This window comes from Microcoleus sp. B4-D4 (assembly GCF_036705185.1).
Classification (GTDB): domain Bacteria; phylum Cyanobacteriota; class Cyanobacteriia; order Cyanobacteriales; family Microcoleaceae; genus Microcoleus.
On sequence record NZ_JAUBTX010000009.1, the window covers coordinates 1 to 17,044 of the forward strand.

At 47.3% G+C, this 17,044-nt stretch carries 15 protein-coding genes; 7 read left to right on the forward strand and 8 right to left on the reverse strand.

What is annotated here, in order from left to right; translation table 11 throughout:
* Nucleotides 1-318: 318 nt before the first annotated feature.
* On the reverse strand, nucleotides 319-1,611 hold the full coding sequence (locus QUB13_RS10215) for a glutamyl-tRNA reductase (RefSeq protein ID WP_333380388.1): 1,293 nt from the start codon (nucleotides 1,609-1,611) through the stop codon (nucleotides 319-321).
* A gap of 159 nt (nucleotides 1,612-1,770) precedes the next feature.
* Nucleotides 1,771-2,808, reverse strand: coding sequence for a class II fructose-bisphosphatase (glpX, locus tag QUB13_RS10220; protein WP_333380389.1), 1,038 nt, complete (start codon nucleotides 2,806-2,808; stop codon nucleotides 1,771-1,773).
* Nucleotides 2,809-2,961: 153 nt separating this feature from the next.
* Here glpX and QUB13_RS10225 point away from each other — a divergent pair, with 153 nt between their 5' ends.
* Nucleotides 2,962-3,153 carry a hypothetical protein gene (locus QUB13_RS10225; RefSeq protein ID WP_333380390.1) on the forward strand — a complete coding sequence of 64 codons (192 nt, stop codon included), beginning with the start codon at nucleotides 2,962-2,964 and terminating at the stop codon, nucleotides 3,151-3,153.
* A gap of 175 nt (nucleotides 3,154-3,328) precedes the next feature.
* Complete coding sequence (locus QUB13_RS10230; RefSeq protein ID WP_194012391.1) at nucleotides 3,329-3,946, forward strand: CP12 domain-containing protein; 618 nt, start codon at nucleotides 3,329-3,331, stop codon at nucleotides 3,944-3,946.
* 213 nt (nucleotides 3,947-4,159) lie between these two features.
* Here the strand turns inward: QUB13_RS10230 and QUB13_RS10235 are convergent, their stop codons facing one another.
* The 4 genes from QUB13_RS10235 to QUB13_RS10250 all read right to left on the reverse strand — a co-directional run bounded on the left by QUB13_RS10235 (nucleotide 4,160) and on the right by QUB13_RS10250 (nucleotide 8,189).
* The gene (locus QUB13_RS10235) at nucleotides 4,160-4,546 is read right to left on the reverse strand and encodes a VOC family protein (protein WP_333380391.1); all 387 of its coding nucleotides are present in this window, start codon (nucleotides 4,544-4,546) and stop codon (nucleotides 4,160-4,162) included.
* Nucleotides 4,547-4,695: 149 nt separating this feature from the next.
* Entirely contained in the window at nucleotides 4,696-5,367 is a 672-nt protein-coding gene (locus QUB13_RS10240; protein ID WP_333380392.1) for an SOS response-associated peptidase, read from the reverse strand.
* Between the two features lie 80 nt (nucleotides 5,368-5,447).
* A complete protein-coding gene (uvsE, locus tag QUB13_RS10245) occupies nucleotides 5,448-6,392 on the reverse strand; it encodes a UV DNA damage repair endonuclease UvsE (RefSeq protein WP_333380393.1) in 945 nt (314 codons plus the stop codon).
* 144 nt (nucleotides 6,393-6,536) lie between these two features.
* A complete protein-coding gene (locus QUB13_RS10250) occupies nucleotides 6,537-8,189 on the reverse strand; it encodes an ABC1 kinase family protein (protein WP_333380394.1) in 1,653 nt (550 codons plus the stop codon).
* A gap of 331 nt (nucleotides 8,190-8,520) precedes the next feature.
* Here QUB13_RS10250 and QUB13_RS10255 point away from each other — a divergent pair, with 331 nt between their 5' ends.
* Nucleotides 8,521-9,105 carry a Uma2 family endonuclease gene (locus QUB13_RS10255; RefSeq protein WP_333380395.1) on the forward strand — a complete coding sequence of 195 codons (585 nt, stop codon included), beginning with the start codon at nucleotides 8,521-8,523 and terminating at the stop codon, nucleotides 9,103-9,105.
* A gap of 135 nt (nucleotides 9,106-9,240) precedes the next feature.
* Here the strand turns inward: QUB13_RS10255 and QUB13_RS10260 are convergent, their stop codons facing one another.
* Together QUB13_RS10260 and QUB13_RS10265 are read right to left on the reverse strand one after the other, a co-directional pair.
* Nucleotides 9,241-10,302, reverse strand: a complete 1,062-nt coding sequence (locus QUB13_RS10260; protein WP_333380396.1) for a mannose-1-phosphate guanylyltransferase — start codon at nucleotides 10,300-10,302, stop codon at nucleotides 9,241-9,243.
* Nucleotides 10,303-10,612: 310 nt separating this feature from the next.
* Entirely contained in the window at nucleotides 10,613-10,990 is a 378-nt protein-coding gene (locus QUB13_RS10265; protein ID WP_333380397.1) for a hypothetical protein, read from the reverse strand.
* Nucleotides 10,991-11,044: 54 nt separating this feature from the next.
* Here QUB13_RS10265 and QUB13_RS10270 point away from each other — a divergent pair, with 54 nt between their 5' ends.
* The 4 genes from QUB13_RS10270 (at nucleotide 11,045) to QUB13_RS10285 (ending at nucleotide 16,822) form a co-directional block, all read left to right on the forward strand.
* Complete coding sequence (locus tag QUB13_RS10270) at nucleotides 11,045-13,735, forward strand: endonuclease MutS2 (RefSeq protein WP_333380528.1); 2,691 nt, start codon at nucleotides 11,045-11,047, stop codon at nucleotides 13,733-13,735.
* 252 nt (nucleotides 13,736-13,987) lie between these two features.
* Nucleotides 13,988-14,593 carry a DUF3038 domain-containing protein gene (locus QUB13_RS10275; protein WP_333380398.1) on the forward strand — a complete coding sequence of 202 codons (606 nt, stop codon included), beginning with the start codon at nucleotides 13,988-13,990 and terminating at the stop codon, nucleotides 14,591-14,593.
* A 94-nt stretch (nucleotides 14,594-14,687) separates the two neighbouring features.
* Nucleotides 14,688-16,265, forward strand: coding sequence for a DUF4335 domain-containing protein (locus QUB13_RS10280; protein ID WP_333380399.1), 1,578 nt, complete (start codon nucleotides 14,688-14,690; stop codon nucleotides 16,263-16,265).
* A gap of 47 nt (nucleotides 16,266-16,312) precedes the next feature.
* The gene (locus QUB13_RS10285) at nucleotides 16,313-16,822 is read left to right on the forward strand and encodes a tetratricopeptide repeat protein (RefSeq protein WP_333380400.1); all 510 of its coding nucleotides are present in this window, start codon (nucleotides 16,313-16,315) and stop codon (nucleotides 16,820-16,822) included.
* The last annotated feature ends 222 nt before the right edge of the window (nucleotides 16,823-17,044 follow it).

Consider the following 17,044-nt stretch of genomic DNA (forward strand, 5'->3'; position numbering starts at 1 on the left):
ACTCTTTTTTTACACTATTATTGTATGAAATACTTTACCATAAAAACGAACAAAGTACACAGCCTAGGCTCTGCCTCATCCAAAAATGGAGGCAGAGCCTCCTAATCTGCGTTACCAGGCTCTGCCTGGTAACAAGTCCCTAAATTCGAGTTAAGAAACCCCGTTGGTGACCAAATGGGTAAGTCCTAATTACATTAAAAGCTGATGCAAAACATCATCAATGACTAATGACAACTGTCAACTGCCAACTGCCAACTGCCAACTGCCAACTGCCAACTGCCAACTGCCAACTGTCAACTATCAACTGTCAACTGTCAACTAGCTGTACTGCTGATTGACATCCACATCCAAATTAAACAGCGTTTGCAAAGTCTGCATCGCTTGCCTGCGTGCCTCAATATCTTGCTGAGCGCGCAACTGTACCATCGGATCGTGCAAAATTTTATTCACAATCCCCCTTGTTAAAGATTCAATCACATCTTGATGTTTCTCCGAAAATTCAGAGCCCAGACGCGACAAAGCTTTTTCTAACTCTTGTTCCCGAATCAATTCTATCTTATCCCGCAAACAGCTAATAGTAGGAACAGTTTCCAGACTGCGCCACCAGACATCAAAAGCCTCTACTTCCTGTTCCAGCAAACCCTGAGCTTCCATTGCCATTTTGCGGCGGCTTTCGTGATTTTGAGCTACCACTGCTTTCAAATCGTCCACATTAAACGACTTGACATGAGCGATTTCCTTCGCGTCCGAATCAACGTTGCGCGGCACTGAAATGTCCACCAACATCAAAGGGCGGTTCACGATTAAAACAGCTTCTAATTTAGCTTTATTTAACAGCGGATCTGTAGCAGCCGTACAGGTAAAAACCAAATCAGAATCTGCAATTACCTGCATCATTTCCGACAGCAGATACAAGTGCAATTGGGCATCTTTAAAGTTATTTGCTAACTCCTGGCCGCCCCGCACGGATCGATTGACGATCGCAATATGGCTAGCCCCTTTCGAGAGCAAATGCTGCACCAAAAGCCGCGACATTTTACCAGCACCGATAATCGCAATGCGGCTGCTAGCTAAATGCTGACCTTTCAATTGAGCCAATTCTGCTGCCGCCGAACTGATCGACACCGCACCCGTACCGATGCTAGTTTCGGTGCGAACTCGCTTCCCTGCTGTGAGAGCTTGCTTGAACAAACGCTCTAAAATTCTGCCCACACCTTTGTACTGCTGGGCGAGTTTGTGAGTTTGTTTCACCTGAGCCAAAATTTGTCCTTCTCCCAGCACCAAACTATCGAGGCCCGAAGCAACTCGCATCAAGTGCATCACCGCATCTTCGTGCAGCAAAATAAACAGGTGAGGGCGCAAAGACAGCAAGGGAACTTTGCTGCATTCGGAAAGAAACTGAATCACCTCTCGCACACCAGGCTCAGACTCGCTGGTAACAATATAAATTTCTAAGCGGTTGCAAGTGCTGAGGATGGCAACTTCTTGAATGTGGGGGTAGCCGCGCAATTGGGCGATCGCCGCTTCAATCTTCTGTTCTGGAATGCTCAGTTTTTCGCGAACTTCAACCGGGGCTGTTTTGTGGCTGAGACCTATGACGGCAATATTCATATCTGTGATTTGTCACTATTTATTTCTTAGTTATCAACAGTCACCTGTGATTAATTCTTAGTTTATCGCTAATTTATAATCACCGGTGACTGTCAACGGTTAGCGGTGAAAAATTAACATTTCAAAATTAACTGTTAACTCTTAACCTTTAACTAATGACTACTTCAATTGCAGAGATTTCGGCTGGTCAAACATATGGATAGTATCCACAAACCGAGCAGTTTTCGACTGAGAAGAAATTACCAAACTTTCAGTGCGAGCGCCGCCGCCAAAGAAGCGAACTCCATCCATCAGCGTTCCGGGAGTAATTCCGCAAGCTGCAAACAGAACAGTTTCTCCAGATGCCAACTCTTCAGCATTGTAAATCTTGTCTGGATCTGTGATGCCCATGTCTTTAAGGCGGGCGAGATTGCTCTCTTTGCTTTCACCGATCAAACCAGTTTTGACAACAGCCGGATCGTAAATTAACTGCCCTTGGAAGTGACCGCCCAAGCAGCGCATTGCTGCTGCAGAAATCACACCTTCGGGTGCTGCGCCAATACCCATCAGCGCGTGGATGTTGGAACCAGAAAACGCGCAAGAAATCGCTGCCGAAACGTCGCCGTCGCTGATCAGTCGAACTCTTGAACCCGCTTGCCGAATTTCATTAATTAAATCTTTGTGCCGGGGGCGATCCATCACCACCACCACCAAATCTTCAATACTGCGGCCGAGGCAATCAGAGATAATTTTGAGATTTTCGGTTGGCGTTTTGCGAATATCTACATGATTCTTAGCAGCCGCAGGAGCAGCCAATTTATTCATGTAGAAATCCGGTGCAGCAAACAAACCACCTTTTTCAGAGATTGCCAAAACTGCCATCGAACCGTTTTGACCGTAAGCAACTAGGTTAGTTCCTTCGCAGGGGTCAACAGCGATGTCAATTTCGATCAATTCATCAATGTTGCAGACATCTTTAGCATCTTCGCGAGTACAAATACCTACTTGTTCGCCAATGTAAAGCATGGGTGCGTCGTCGCGTTCCCCTTCACCGATCACGATGCGGCCGCGCATATGAATTTTGTTCATGCGCTCGCGCATGGCTTCTACAGCCACTCTGTCGGCTTCATCTTTTTCGCCTTTGCCCATCAAGCGAGCGGAAGCGATGGCTGCCTGCTCGACTACTTCGATAATCTCTAAACCGATTACATTGTCCACAAACTTTATTCTCCCAACTTCTGATGCTTGCCTGTGCTCTTTTGCACTCCCAGCCATCAAGTTTATCAGAGGCGGGGATCTCTGCGAGCGTAAGCACTTGCTTTGTTTGTGTTAACTTTTGCTTCTTTCAGACCCGGAGGGGAGATGGGGGAGATGGGGAGATGGGGAGATGGGGAAATGGGGAGAGTGGGAGAGTGGGAGATGGGGAGATGGGGAGATGGGGAAATGGGGAGAGTGGGAGAGTGGGAGATGGGGAGAGTGGGAGATGGGGAGAGTGGGAGATGGGGAGAGTGGGGACAATTTTCCTTCTTCCCTCAAGCCTCAACATCATCCTTCTTCCTTTAACATTCATCCGTTACATCCGTTACACAATCCGTTGCCGAACTTCCTTCTTTCTTCGCCATCCTTGATTTATCGTAACAGTTGCCTCAGTCTTGAAGTTTTATGATGGTGATAGGAAATCAAATTTTCGACCTAAAATCGGGACTAACTAGACTTTATAACCGGGGAGCAATTAAAAATGATGATGAAAGCCCAAGATATTATGACAACAGAAGTTGTTACCATTCGGGGTTCGGCCACGGTAGCTGAAGCAGTGGCAACGATGAACGAACTTTGCCTGCGCGCGCTAATTGTGGAACGCCGCCACGAACAAGACTCCTACGGTATTGTTACGGAAACCGATATTGTTTACAAAGTAACAGCCTACGGAGTAGACCCGCAAAAAGTCCGCGTTTTTGAGATTATGACCAAACCGTGCATTACGGTGAATCCAGACTTGGGTGTAGAATACGTGGCGAGGTTGTTCGCCAATACTCGCATCCGCCGAGCTCCGGTGATTAAGGATAAGCTGCTTGGCATTATTTCGGTAACAGATATCTTGACAAAAAGCGATTTTGTTGATAAGCCGAAAAGTGTTTTATTTGAGGAAGAAATCGAAAGGGCGATCGCGGATGCTAGAACAGTCTGTTCCCAAAAAGGCGCTACTTCTAGAGAGTGCGCGGTAGCATGGGACATTGTAGAGGAAATGCAGGCTGAGGCTTCTCACCAGCGATCGATGAAGCTTGACAAAACGGCTTTTGACGAGTATTGCGAGGAAAATCCCGAAGCTGCCGAAGCGCGAATGTACGACAGTTAATTTAGTTATTATAGCAATCCTTGCAGGAGTCGTAAATTTTTGACCCCACCCAACCCTCCCCTTATCAAGTGGAGAGAGTAAGAAATGCACAAATGATTTAGGATGGCTATAGTTATTAGTTATTAGTTATCAACTCTTATTTATGGATTGATAACTAATAGCTAACGATCGGAAATAGCTTTTTTCCTGAGAGCCTCACGAAAAATAAAAATCTTAAGTGTTTGACCCCATCATACAAAACACGTTCAGCTTGTTCCCATCAAGATCGCGAAAATATCCCGCATAAAACCCCGGCAACACGCCTCTTGGCCCCGCAGCTCCTTCATCCTTAGCCCCCAGTTCGATCGCTTTGTTATAAACTAAGTTGACTTTTTCTGGACTGTCAACTTGAAGAGCTATCATTACTCCATTGCCAACAGTTGCTCTGTTACCATCAAATGGTTTTGTAATAGCAAGTGCTGGTAGCTCGGGAGAAACGCTCCATGCGATAAATCCGTCGAATTCCATAAATCGTCGAGCGCCAATTTCAGCAAGCAAAGCATCATAAAACTTTGCTGCAGTTTCAATATCGTTGGTACCGAGCGTAACGTATCCGATCATATTTTTTGTCTTCTAACTGATGTTAAGATAAAAAAATGTTTGAGCAAATAACAACTGAGTTAAACTGATCCTTAGAAAACCCAAGGTACAGCTCAAACATCATTTGAGATCATAACTCAAACTATCTCGGTTTTGTCCGCTGCAATTATTTATTGCCGATCGCTAATACATTCGGGACTGTCTCTACTTGGACTGTTGACGATCGCACTTACCGCCTTTGCTTTCATGGCTTCGGAAGCATAGGGCTTTAACAGGGGCAAAACTTCCTGAGCATTTTTAACAGAAGGATCTAGCCACTGTTCCCAATCGCTGTCGGGGAGAATCACTGGCATTCGATCGTGCACCGGCTGCACAGTTTCGTTAGCAGCGGTAGTAATTATAGTACAAGATACAATCTTTTCTCCTTCTGGAGATTCCCAATTTTCCCACAAACCGGCAAAAGCAAAAGGTTCGCCCTCCGCCATTTGAAAATAGTAAGGCTGTTTGTGTTTTCCCTGTGGCAGCCATTCGTAGAAACCATCAGCGACTATCAAACATCGCCGGTGCTTGATGGCGCTGCGAAAAGCAGGTTTTTCGGCTACAGTTTCCGATCGCGCGTTAATCATTTTACTGCCGATTTTCATGTCTTTTGCCCAACTTGGAATCAAGCCCCAGCGCATAAATTGAAGCTGTCGCTGCATTTGTTCTGGTTCAACTGTGACAGTCGCAATTGATTGAGTTGGGGCGATATTGTATCGCGGTTTGATGTCGGGAACTTCGGACAGTTTGAAGAATTCGCCGATGATTTGAGCTGAAGTATTTAAAGTGAATCGTCCGCACATAATTTATATTTGGTATTAACGCGGTTTTTTCGATTTTTGCTGGGTTTAAACCCGATAGAAATGTCAGTTTCTCCGAGTCGCTACGCGATTTTGCTGCATTCTGGAATCTTCGCCCCCAGCCATTCAGCGCGCAACTTTTCAATAGCTAATTCTTTGAATTTAGCTTCTACTTCAATCCAAGGAGCTTGATAATAACACTCTGGCATTTCTGTAATTAAATCGCTGTGGCGCGGATCTGCAAAAAATTCTTTTCCGTTGGATATGTGGACTAATTGTAATTCAGGAACTGACCAAGTAGTGCGGGCGGCTGCGAGCATTTCGGCAACGCTGGGATCGTCGTAACTTGCTAAATGTTCGTGAATGACGTGGTGGTGCGCGTCAAAAACCATCGGGACTGCGGTATCGAGACAAACTTCTAAAAGTTCTGAGGAACTGTAGGCGTATTCATCATTTTCAAAGGTTAAGCGCGATCGAATAGATTCGGGTAAGTCGCGGATGACTGATGTGAGTTGCGAAGTGCGATCGCCCTTACCGCCGTGAATGTTCATCAGTGCGTAGGGCGATCGGGGTTGTTGCAACATATCTAAGATTAAAGCATGAGTTGCCAGAATTTTAATGCTGTTTGCAACGACATCAGGCTTGTCGGAACTGAGGACAACAAATTGATCCGGGTGGAGTACCAAACGGATATTGAGGGAAATTGCGCGATCGCCCGTATTCCGCAATTCCTCAGCCATTGAGTGCAGCACTGCTTCCCCCAAATCTGTATCTGCAAAAGGGAAAAGTGCAGAAGTCATGCGATACAATTTAATGTTATTTGCACAGCAGAAATCAATCGCTTTGTCAAGCCGTTTTAAGTTATCTGCATAAAGCTCGCGCAACACTTTTTCTTGTTCACTTTCGGCAAGCTGTAAAAGTCGCTTCCGCGTGACAGTGCGAAAGCGAACAGCATCGGATGTTGTAATGCAGACTAACCCCAATTCCGGTAATTTGTCCTTTCCCAATACTTGGTTAATCTCGCTCATTTCTCCATAATCCCTGACTTGACTTTTATGCTAAATAGGTTTGTAGTAAGGACTTCAGTCCTTAGTTCGGAAGTTGGGAGGGACTACTCGCGTCTCCCGAAAAAATTGCTATATCTCCTAATTCCCCCCATCTCCCCTTAACAATCAACTCCGCAAACGACCAGAACGCAAAATGCTAATAATTAACCAAAAGCCCAAAAAACTAGCCGCCCCAAACAAACCATTGCTCAGAAAAGATAATTGAGCAGTTTGCGCGTTAGAAGAAATAATTGCCGCCCCTACAATCAGCGAACCCACGACAATACTAAAAGAAAGTCGGTTCGCAGAATCACCCAAAGTTCGGCGCAACGGATCGAGTTCTTTTATGCTCAAGTTCCACTTCAAAGTTTCCGAAGTCACCCGCTCTAAAAGCACTTCCACCTGTCGCGGAGATTGCAAAGACAAGCTTTTCAGATCCAGGGCAGTTCTCAGCAGAGCTTGCACCGGGTCATCTCCCAATAACTGACGCCGAAACATATCGGTCATCAGCGGTTTTACCTGCTCTACAATATTGAATCTTGGATTAAAAGAACGTGCCAACCCTTCCAAATTAGCTAGAGTTTTTGCGTACAAACCGAGATTACTTGGCAGCCTAATTTTATTGTTTCTGGTAATTTCCAGCACTTCATAAAATATTTCCGATAAGTTCATTTGCGACAAGCTAACATTATAATACTTTCGCAGCATTCGAGCCAAATCGTTTTCGAGAATAGCTAAACTTTTAGGCTGAGCAAATTCTGCCATTTCTAATGTTAATTGAGCGCATCGCTGAGCGTCTAAATCGACAATTGCCAGCAACATTTCTGTCAAATTCTGCTGGGTGCGCGGATCTAATCTGCCGACCATGCCGCAGTCTAGCAGGGCAATCCGACCGTCTTTGAGATAAAATAAATTGCCGGGATGCGGGTCTGCGTGAAAGAATCCGTCGATGTATAACTGCTGGAAGAAAACGCGACAAAGTAGTGTTGTAATTTCTTCGCGTTCGGCATTTATATCTCCTTTGTGGCCAATTCCTTGCAAATCGCCTAACAAAATCGGTACTCCGTTCAGCCATTCCATTACTAAGAGTTTTTTGGTGGTCAACTCCCAGTTGATTTCTGGTAGAACAACTTGTTTTGGGTCGAACCATTTACTTTTAGATAAATTGCGGCGCAGTTCGTCGGTGTAGCTGGCTTCTTGAATGAAGTCTAGTTCTGCACGCAGGGCGATCGCAAATTCTTCGGCTAGGGCGACAATATCGTATTGTTGACCGAATTCTGTGAGCATCACAAGTTCGGCCAAACCTCGGAGTACGGCGATGTCTTGTTCGATGACAATATCGATACCGGGGCGCTGAACTTTCAGGGCGACTTCGCGGCCGTCTTTTAAGGTAGCTTTGTGGGTTTGGGCGATCGAACCTGCGGCGATGGCTTGAGTGTTAAATTTGGCGAAGGTATCTTCGAGAGATTGTTTGAGTTCTTTGCGGACGATAAATTCTACTTCCGACCAAGGTACGGGCGGTACTTCCGCTTGTAGGGTGGAGAGGGTTTCGATGTAGGCGGCCGGCAAAAGGTCGGGACGGGTACTCAGCAATTGTCCCAATTTGACAAAAACTGGGCCTAATTCTACCAGGATGTTGCGGAGAACAGCGGGAGTTGGGAGACTGGGTGCGTCGGTTTTGCGGCCGGTTAGGAGGCTTTTCATGTAGTCCCAACCGTTGCGGAAGACGACCTCTAGGATTTCTCCTTTGCGAGAAGTGTTTTGAACTAGGCTGAACAAGGGGCCTCCTGGTCGATCGACTTTGGTAGCAATATAACTACTAGGATAGCGCTGTTAACCAAGCTGACCATTGTCTTGAGGAATAAATTGGCGGGAATAGCGGTTCGGGGGCGCAATTTCTGAAGAGGGATAGCTGCGCTGCGCCTACTTTGGGGTGTGGGGGAGGGCGATCGGTTTTTGGCCGTAGCATTAATCCTCATGTTAATATACAGTTAAAGCAGACATGATATTTTTATGATTAAATTTATTGAGTTTAAAAGTTGTGTCAAAAACTTGAATAAGTAAGTTATTACCAGCCAAATTGTCAATGTGTTTCACATCTATAAAAAACATGATTGCCATCCAATCTCCTGCAACCTCGATCGAATTATCCATCAATTTAACTGACGAACAATTTTTTGAGCTTTGTCAGCACAACCGCGATTATCAATTTGAACGTACAGCATCAGGGGAATTAATTATTATGCCACCGACAGGCAGTGAAACTAGCAAGCGCAATATCGATTTATCCTATCAACTTCGAGCCTGGAGCAGGCAAAATAATTTAGGAGTTGCCTTCGACTCTTCTGGAGGCTTTAAACTTCCCAATGGGGCCGATCGCTCTCCTGATGCCTCTTGGGTCAAAAAAGAACGCTGGGATGCTTTAACACCGGAACAAAAAGACAGTTTTGCTCCTTTGTGTCCAGATTTTGTGGTCGAGTTGCGCTCGAAGACTGATTCGTTGAAAAAGCTGCAAGAGAAAATGCAAGAATATATAGATAACGGTGCGAGATTGGGTTGGTTAATTGACAGGCAAAATCGGCGGGTAGAAATTTATCGCCCCGGTCAAGATGTGGAAATTCTCCAAAATCCTGCTACTGTGTCGGGGGAAGATGTACTGCCTGGTTTTGTGTTGGATTTAGCAGAAATTATGTAAATAGTTGACAGATGCGAGTTGCGTCACTAAAATTTCCTAGGTTCGTAGTAAAGACTTTAGTCTTTCTGGCTTTATTGAGTAAGAAAAAACTGAATTCCTGACTACGAACCTGTTTTTTTATTGCGGTGCCGCCCTTTACAACAAATCTTTCAATTTATCATCTTCTCCCAACACTTTAATCACCTGTTTAATCTCCTGCGTCCTGTCCTTTTTTACAATCAAAGTCACATTCCCATCTCTGACAACTACCACATCTTCTAAACCAATGGTGACAATCACTTCATTGTCATCCGCTGCATAGAAAATGCTTTCCTTGGTATCAATTCCGACGTGTTTGGCTAACTCGACATTTGGCTTGTCTCCTTGCAGCAAACGCCCGATCGCATTCCAATCACCCAAATCGTCCCAACTAAAGCCTACGGGCAAAACACAGGCTTTTTGCGTCTTCTCCATCAGCGCGTAATCAATGCTAATTTTCGGTAATTCCGAGTAAGCAGCGGCACCTTTCGTTTCCAAAGCTGCCATCATTTCCGGTACATGATTTCGCAATTCTGTCAAGACTGTACCGACTCGAAATACAAAAATTCCGCCGTTCCAACTAAACTTGCCGCTGGCGACAAATTCTTCAGCAGTTGCGCGATCGGGCTTTTCCGTAAATCTCGCCACCCGGTACGCCGGAAAACCGCCAAAACTGCCAATTTCCTCGCCTTGTTCGATGTAGCCGTAGCCAGTAGAAGCATAACTCGGTTTGACACCCAAAGTGGCGATCGCATCCTGATTTCTCGCCAAATCCGCCGCCGCCTCCAAAGTCTTGACAAACTCCTGCGGTTCCCCAATCCAGTGATCCGCCGGGAAAAAACCAACAACCGCATCCTCACCGTAACGCTTCGCAGTTTCTATAGCAGTCCAAGCCACCGCCGGCGCAGTATCCCGGCCCTGGGGTTCCGCCAGCAAATTCTCTTGAGGTAAAAGCGGCAACTGTTCCCGCACCCCGTCGGCCAACATTTCCGACGTTACCACCCACAAATCCTCCCAACCGTTACCTAATTCCAAAAGTCTTTCCGCAGTAGTCTGCAGCAAACTCTTACCGCTACCGTCGAGACTCAAAAACTGCTTGGGCCGCTGTTTGCGACTCAGCGGCCAAAAACGTTCGCCTTTACCGCCGGCTAGAATCACAGGAATTAAGGTTCTACTCATTATTTAAAGTTTAAACAGTTCACATCTATTTTGCCTTGATATCCAAAGGCTGTTTGTAAAGAATTACTGAGAAAGATTGACTGTTGAGTGTTGAGTGTTGACTCTTTCGCTATCAACCTTGTGATTGCCCACATTTTTCAACCCGCATTGCCTCTCTTGTGCTTAACCGCGCGATCGATTTTGCCGCTCTCAAAACCAAGCAAATCAGCGCTCTCAAAAATTGTTACAGTCAAAAAAGCCATATCCAGAGCGCACAATCAATTGAATTCGAGTGTTTGTTTTCTCCCTAACACCCTAAGCTGTCCTGCATCTAGATTGTATGTGGCGATTCACCCCGATAGCTGCGCGATGTTATACCAACTTGATAAAGTGCCGCTACAAATACGAGTTTTGCTTTAATCTGTTCGGGATTTAAAAGAGGATAGTAAGGTGCGGAGCGTACATAAATATTTCCCAGATAACGCAGCATAAAATTTGAAAAATGGTATAATTGAGCGCCGAGACTAAAAACGGATGCCGATCGCGACCACCGCCGTGGAAAGATCAAAATTTTAAAGCCTAGTTCAACCTCTCTTCCTCTGTGGAGTAAATCGAAAATGAAAAATCGACCGAGGGCGATCGCAGATACTTTCTTAAGTTGCACGCGGAAACCATAAAAAACTTTAAAATAAAAAAATACTGCCGTCAAATTCACCTTCTCGGTCAGCGCCTGGGAATGCCAATTACCAACACCATCTCAACTTTGATTCAAGCCGAAACACTAGAACTATTAGAATGGCCGCGCCTGTGTCAGCACTTGGCTACCTTCGCGGCTACCAAACTCGGCGTCGCCGCCGCCCTCGACCTCCAAATCCCCGAAACTCAAGCTCAGACAGCCGAACTCAAGGCGCAAACTGAAGAAGCTTATCAGTTAGAAAGCCGTCCTGGCGGTGCTTTGAGTTTTGAAGGAATCCAAGACATCGGCAGTGCCCTGCAGCGAGCCGAACTGCAAGGTTTACTCGGCGGCGAAGAATTGCTGGCAATTGCTACCACCCTCGCGGGGGCGAGGCAATTGCGCCGAATCGTTGACTCTGCAACGGATGTGCCGATACTCAAAGAATTGGCTTCCCAATTGCGGACTTATCCCGAAATCGAGCAAGAAATTCATCGGTGTATAGACGATCGCGCTAGAGTAGCCGATCGAGCCACTCCTAAATTAGCAGGAATTCGAGTTCAAATGCGACAGTTGCGCGATCGCATTTATCAAATACTCCAAGGCATTTTGCAGCGACAATCCAACGCCGTCCAAGAACAAGTAATTACCCAAAGAAGCTCGCGCTTTGTCATTCCCGTCAAAGCTCCCCAAAAAGATGCCATCCCCGGCATCGTTCACGACTCCTCAGCCAGTGGCGCAACACTGTATGTAGAACCCCACAACACAGTCAATCTCAACAACCAAATGCGGCAGTTGCTCCGGCAAGAACAAGCCGAAGAAGAAGCAGTTCTCCGCGCCCTCACCGAGCAAGTCGCAGCAGTAAAACCAGATTTAGATAGATTGTTGGTGGTAGTGACAACTTTAGATTTAGCTGCCACCAAAGCCCGTTACAGTTTTTGGCTACAGGCAAATCCTCCTAAATTTATCGAATTCGGAGAACCAGAATTAACACCAAAAAATCCCGACCAATTAGATGAGGAAAATTTAGAGGAAGAAACAGCAGAAAATAGTCGATCGTTAATTCCCAATTTGCGATCGCAAATTACCCTGCGCCAATTGCGCCATCCTTTATTAGTTTGGCAGCAACAATACGAACAAGGCTTTCCAGTCGTCCCAGTCGATTTAACCATCGGGCCCCAAATCCGCGTCGTCGCCATCACCGGCCCCAACACCGGCGGCAAAACAGTCACCCTCAAAACCTTGGGATTAGCAGCTTTAATGGCAAAAGCCGGAATGTTTGTCGCCGCCCGCGAACCCGTAGAATTGCCTTGGTTCGACAACATTCTTGCCGATATAGGTGACGAACAATCCTTGCAGCAAAGTTTGTCTACTTTCTCCGGCCACATCCGCCGCATCAGCCGCATTTTAGAAGTTTTGACTAATAAATCGCAGGGGGAAAGTGCAGGAGAAGAAGAAGGAGAAGAAAATTCCCAATTCCCAATGCCCGATGCCCAATTCCCGATGCCCACCCTTCGACTTCGCTCAGGGCAAGATGCCCAATTCCCAATTCCCAATTCCCAATTCCCAATTCCCAATTCCCAATTCCCAATTCCCAAATCTTTAGTTTTGCTAGACGAAGTAGGAGCGGGGACAGACCCCTCAGAAGGCAGTGCATTGGCGATCGCCCTATTGCAATATCTCGCCCAACATTCCCTATTAACAGTTGCAACCACCCACTTTGGCGAACTCAAAGCCCTCAAATATCAAGACTCCCGCTTTGAAAATGCCTCAGTAGAATTTGACGACAATTCCATGCAGCCAACCTATCGCTTGCTGTGGGGAATTCCCGGACGTTCAAACGCCCTCACCATTGCCAAAAGACTCGGTTTGCTAGCATCCATAGTCGATGAAGCTCAAACCTATGTCGGCGGAGCTTCTGCCGATGTCAATCAAGTGATTGCGGGACTCGAAGCACAGCGCCGCAAACAGGAAACCAAGGCCAGAGAAGCAACTCAACTGCTGCACCAAACCGAAAAACTGCACAAAGAAGTTTCTCAAAAAGCAGCAGCTTTGCAAGAGCGGGAGCGAGACTTAAAAATTGCTCAGGAAGTGGCAGTAAACGAGGCAATAGGCACGGCAAAATCAGAAATTGCTCAAATCATCCGGCGCTTGCAATCGGGCGATAAAACGGCTCAAAATGCCCAATTGGCGACAGATACCTTAAATCAAATTTCCCAAAAACATCTGCCATCTCGGCAACAACCGGCGAAACCAAAACCGGGTTTTATGCCAAAAGCGGGCGATCGCATCCGCATACCCAGCCTCGGCCAAACCGCCGAAGTCCTCAGCGGCCCCGATGCTAACGAAGAATTGAGCGTCCGGTTTGGGATTATGAAAATGACTGTGAAACTGGGAGAAATTGAATCCCTCGACGGTCAAAAACCGGAAACTAAAGCTCAATTAGCCAAGGTAGCAGCCCAAGCCCAAGCAATCGCTACGGCTAAAGCCAAGCAAGCAGCGGCGGAACCTGCAAAACCCAATCCCGAAATTGCTATTCGCACTGCTAATAATTCGATCGACCTCCGGGGTGCGAGAGTCTCAGACGCGGAAATCGACATCGACAGAGCACTTTCCAAGGCCGTGGAATACGGAGTTTTGTGGATAATTCACGGTAAAGGTACGGGACAGTTACGGCGCGGGGTGCACGAATTCCTCGCTACTCACCCGCAGGTTTCCCGCTTCGAGCTCGCTAGTCAAAAAGAAGGAGGTGGAGGCGTGACGATCGCTTATTTACATTGATTTCGGTCACTTTGCGGCCTAGGATGGTTGGGGGTGAAAATTTATGGGTTTTTGGGGTTGCGCTCGATCGAACTTGCAACCGCAACTTTCGACTAGCAAATCCGTCCTGCAGTTAGGATTGCCGGAATCAAACCAACGAGCTATGGAGAAAAACTAACAGATTATGCCGTTGTCCGGCGGCCGCAAATCCGTCAACACCGCATACTGTTAGGATATTCAGCCTCAACCAGTCTTATTTCCCGTGCCCAAGCCATGCGCTCCACCGTAAAGCCCTCCGCTCCCACAAACCAAACAGGTTCATCTCCCAACTGGGAAGAATTGACCCAAAAAGCACCAGAACCTACCCAGTTGGACAACATTAAAGCCCAACTGGATTTAGTGCTGTTAGCCCTAGAAGCACTCGCACAAATTGGTTCAGACGCGATGCTCAAAGTAGCAGCCGAACTGAATTTAGAGCCAATGGTAGCCGATCGCGTGGCATTGTGGCGGCTGCGCCAATCTAACCCGCTGCGGAAAGGTCAGGGAGGGCGCAAAAAACTAGATGTGGAAGAAGCTCGATCGCTCGTTTTGATCGGCTGTCATTTAGCAAAACAGCACCAAGCTTTAATCCGACGCGCTGTGGCTTTGCTCGAACAAATGGCAGAGCAAAACCGCGAACCTCATACAGTCGCTTTGCTAGGAGATTATATAGACAGGTTCAGCAACACCTATGCCGATCGCATGGAAGATGCAGAAAACCTATCGGCAAAAGAACTAACCAACCTAGCCCTCAAACTCCTGATAGATTTGCTATTTTACAGCAGTCCCGGCGGTCACAGACGGCTCTGGCTAGCTCTGTTAGACCGCGCTAAGAATTAAACAACAGTCAACAGCCAACAGTCAGCAGTCAACAGTCAACAGTCAACAGCCAACAGTCAACAGTCAACAGTCAACAGCCAACAGCCTTTCAGCTATGATTCGCAAACGGTACACGCCCCCTACTTGCACGCTGGAAATAACAGCCAAAAGTTCGCCTCTATCTCGCTGGGCCGGCAAACCCGTATTTAAATCTTTAAATTTCGAGTTGCGGCTCGACGACCCCAGACTACCAGATACCGAACACGTTACTCTCAGGGGCGATCGCGCTCAACTCGAAACCCTCCACGAAGCAGTCAGCAACTACGTCCAAAACTTGCTAGGCGAATCCCGCGATTGGGAAAGCAACCTCAACTCCCAAACAAGCCTGACCGCAAGCGATCCAGACTCGCCAGAAGTCGCGCGCCATGTCGTTACATTCGATCGACCAACCAACACATCCGAACCCGGAACCATCGCCCCAAACACTTCCTACCTGCCAGTTCCGCCCCGCCTAGAACCCCGCGGCTTGCTCGCCCACAACTTATTTTTAGGCACTTTAACCCCCGCAGAATCCGGGCCTGCAGTACACCTAAGCACCCTGCAACTGTTTGACTTAGCCACAGCATTAGATGACTGCGCCGCCGAAGCCATCGCCCTCCCCAACCTCAACCGCCAGCGCGGACGATCACCCTCAGCAGCCGGACTCAAAGTGGCCGCCCTGCTGGTCGCTAGCGCCGGCCTGACGACAGGAATTATCAAAATGCTCGATCGACCCCCCACCACCTCACAAACCGCCTCAGCCCCCGCCAATCCCCAATCGATCGCCAATTCACGACAGCCCCAGCTAGCTGCCGGCGCATCTCCCAGCCCAATTCCCGGCCCCACCACATCCCCCACCGCATCCCCAACACCAGGCTTACCCCCCCTACCGCCCCCGCCCATCAACACCGCCGTCACCCCCAGCCCCAGCTTGCCCCCCATCGCCCCCGCCCCAACACCAACCACCAACAAACCCAGCCCCATCCAGCAGCCCGCCCTACTATTTCCCCCCAACAGCAGCGCACCTGCAACCTCACAGACCCCCCCAGCCCTCCCCCAAGGGCAAATCATCACAATTCCCGCCCCCCCAGAACAGCCAAATTCCGTCGCCAAAATACCCGCAACAGTACCCTACCAACTCCCCCCCATACCCCCCAGACTAGCTCCCGCCGTACCGCCCCCCCTTCCGCCCTCCCTGTCCGCTTCCAGAATTCCCGTGCCCCCCCTGCAACCCTTCCCCCCCCTCCCCAAGCCAATTCTCCCCCCCGCCAGTACCGAACTCCCACCCCTTGAGGACACCCAACCCCAAGCCGAGTCCGCAGACAACAATCAAGCAGCAGCGAGCAAAAAAAATCGCACTTTATTTGATACAATTCCTCAAGTTTCAGAAGCTAGAACTTACTTTGAAGAACGCTGGAAGCCGACCGAAGGAATGGAACAAACTTTGGAATACAGCTTGCAGATAGACGAAAACGGGTCAATTAAAACTATTGTGCCGATGGGAAAAGCAGCATCCGATAATATCGAACAAGTTAATATGCCCTTAGTCGGCGAGCCCTTTGTTTCTCCCGTTTCCAACGGAAAAATCCCGAAAATCCGAGTAGTTTTGAGACCTAGCGGTCGAGTACAAACATTTTTAGAAGAGACTGATTAAACTCTCTAACCAACATTTTATAGCTTGAAAAATAAGGTTGATTGCCAATGTTAAGCGGATACAAAAAAAATCGATTTTTAGGTGTGACGGCCAGCACCAGCCTGTTGACAGTAGCTTTAGTTTGTGCTGCAAACATTTCTTTGCCAGTGCGGGCAGAATCACCTGTAAAAAATATCTTAGTTCAAAATACAGGAGCCAACGAATATTTTCAGCAAGGCTTAAGTTTGGCTGCAAAACAAGATAGAGAAGGTGCAGAAGCCGCCTTTCGCAGAGCAATTCAAATCGACCCTAATTTAGCCGAAGCTTACGCCAACTTAGGTAGCCTTCTAGCCAATCAAAACAAACTAGAAGAAGCAGTTCCCAATTTTCAAACCGCAATTCGTCTCAAACCGAATGTCCCAGAATTTCATTATATGTTTGGGCAAGTCCTCTACGCACAAGATAAAATATCAGATGCAGTAGAATCATTTAAAAAAGCCAGAGATTTATTGAAAAAGCAAGGCAAAACTCAAGAAGCAAATTCACTCGAACGAGTGATCAAAAACATAACAAAGTAACTCATCTGCGGTGGGTGCCGCACAGCAAGCCCCAATTTACCATTTTTATTTTCGCACCTAATTGATTATTCCGGGCGATCGCAGTTGTGTATGCTTTCTCAAAAATATTTTGTTTGATTGACAGCAAACAGATGAGAGCAACCTCTAACTGGAAGGAAGAAAATGCCCCTAACGAACAGTCTTCTTTTAATTTATCCTTAAAAAGGAGAGGCTTTAAACCAA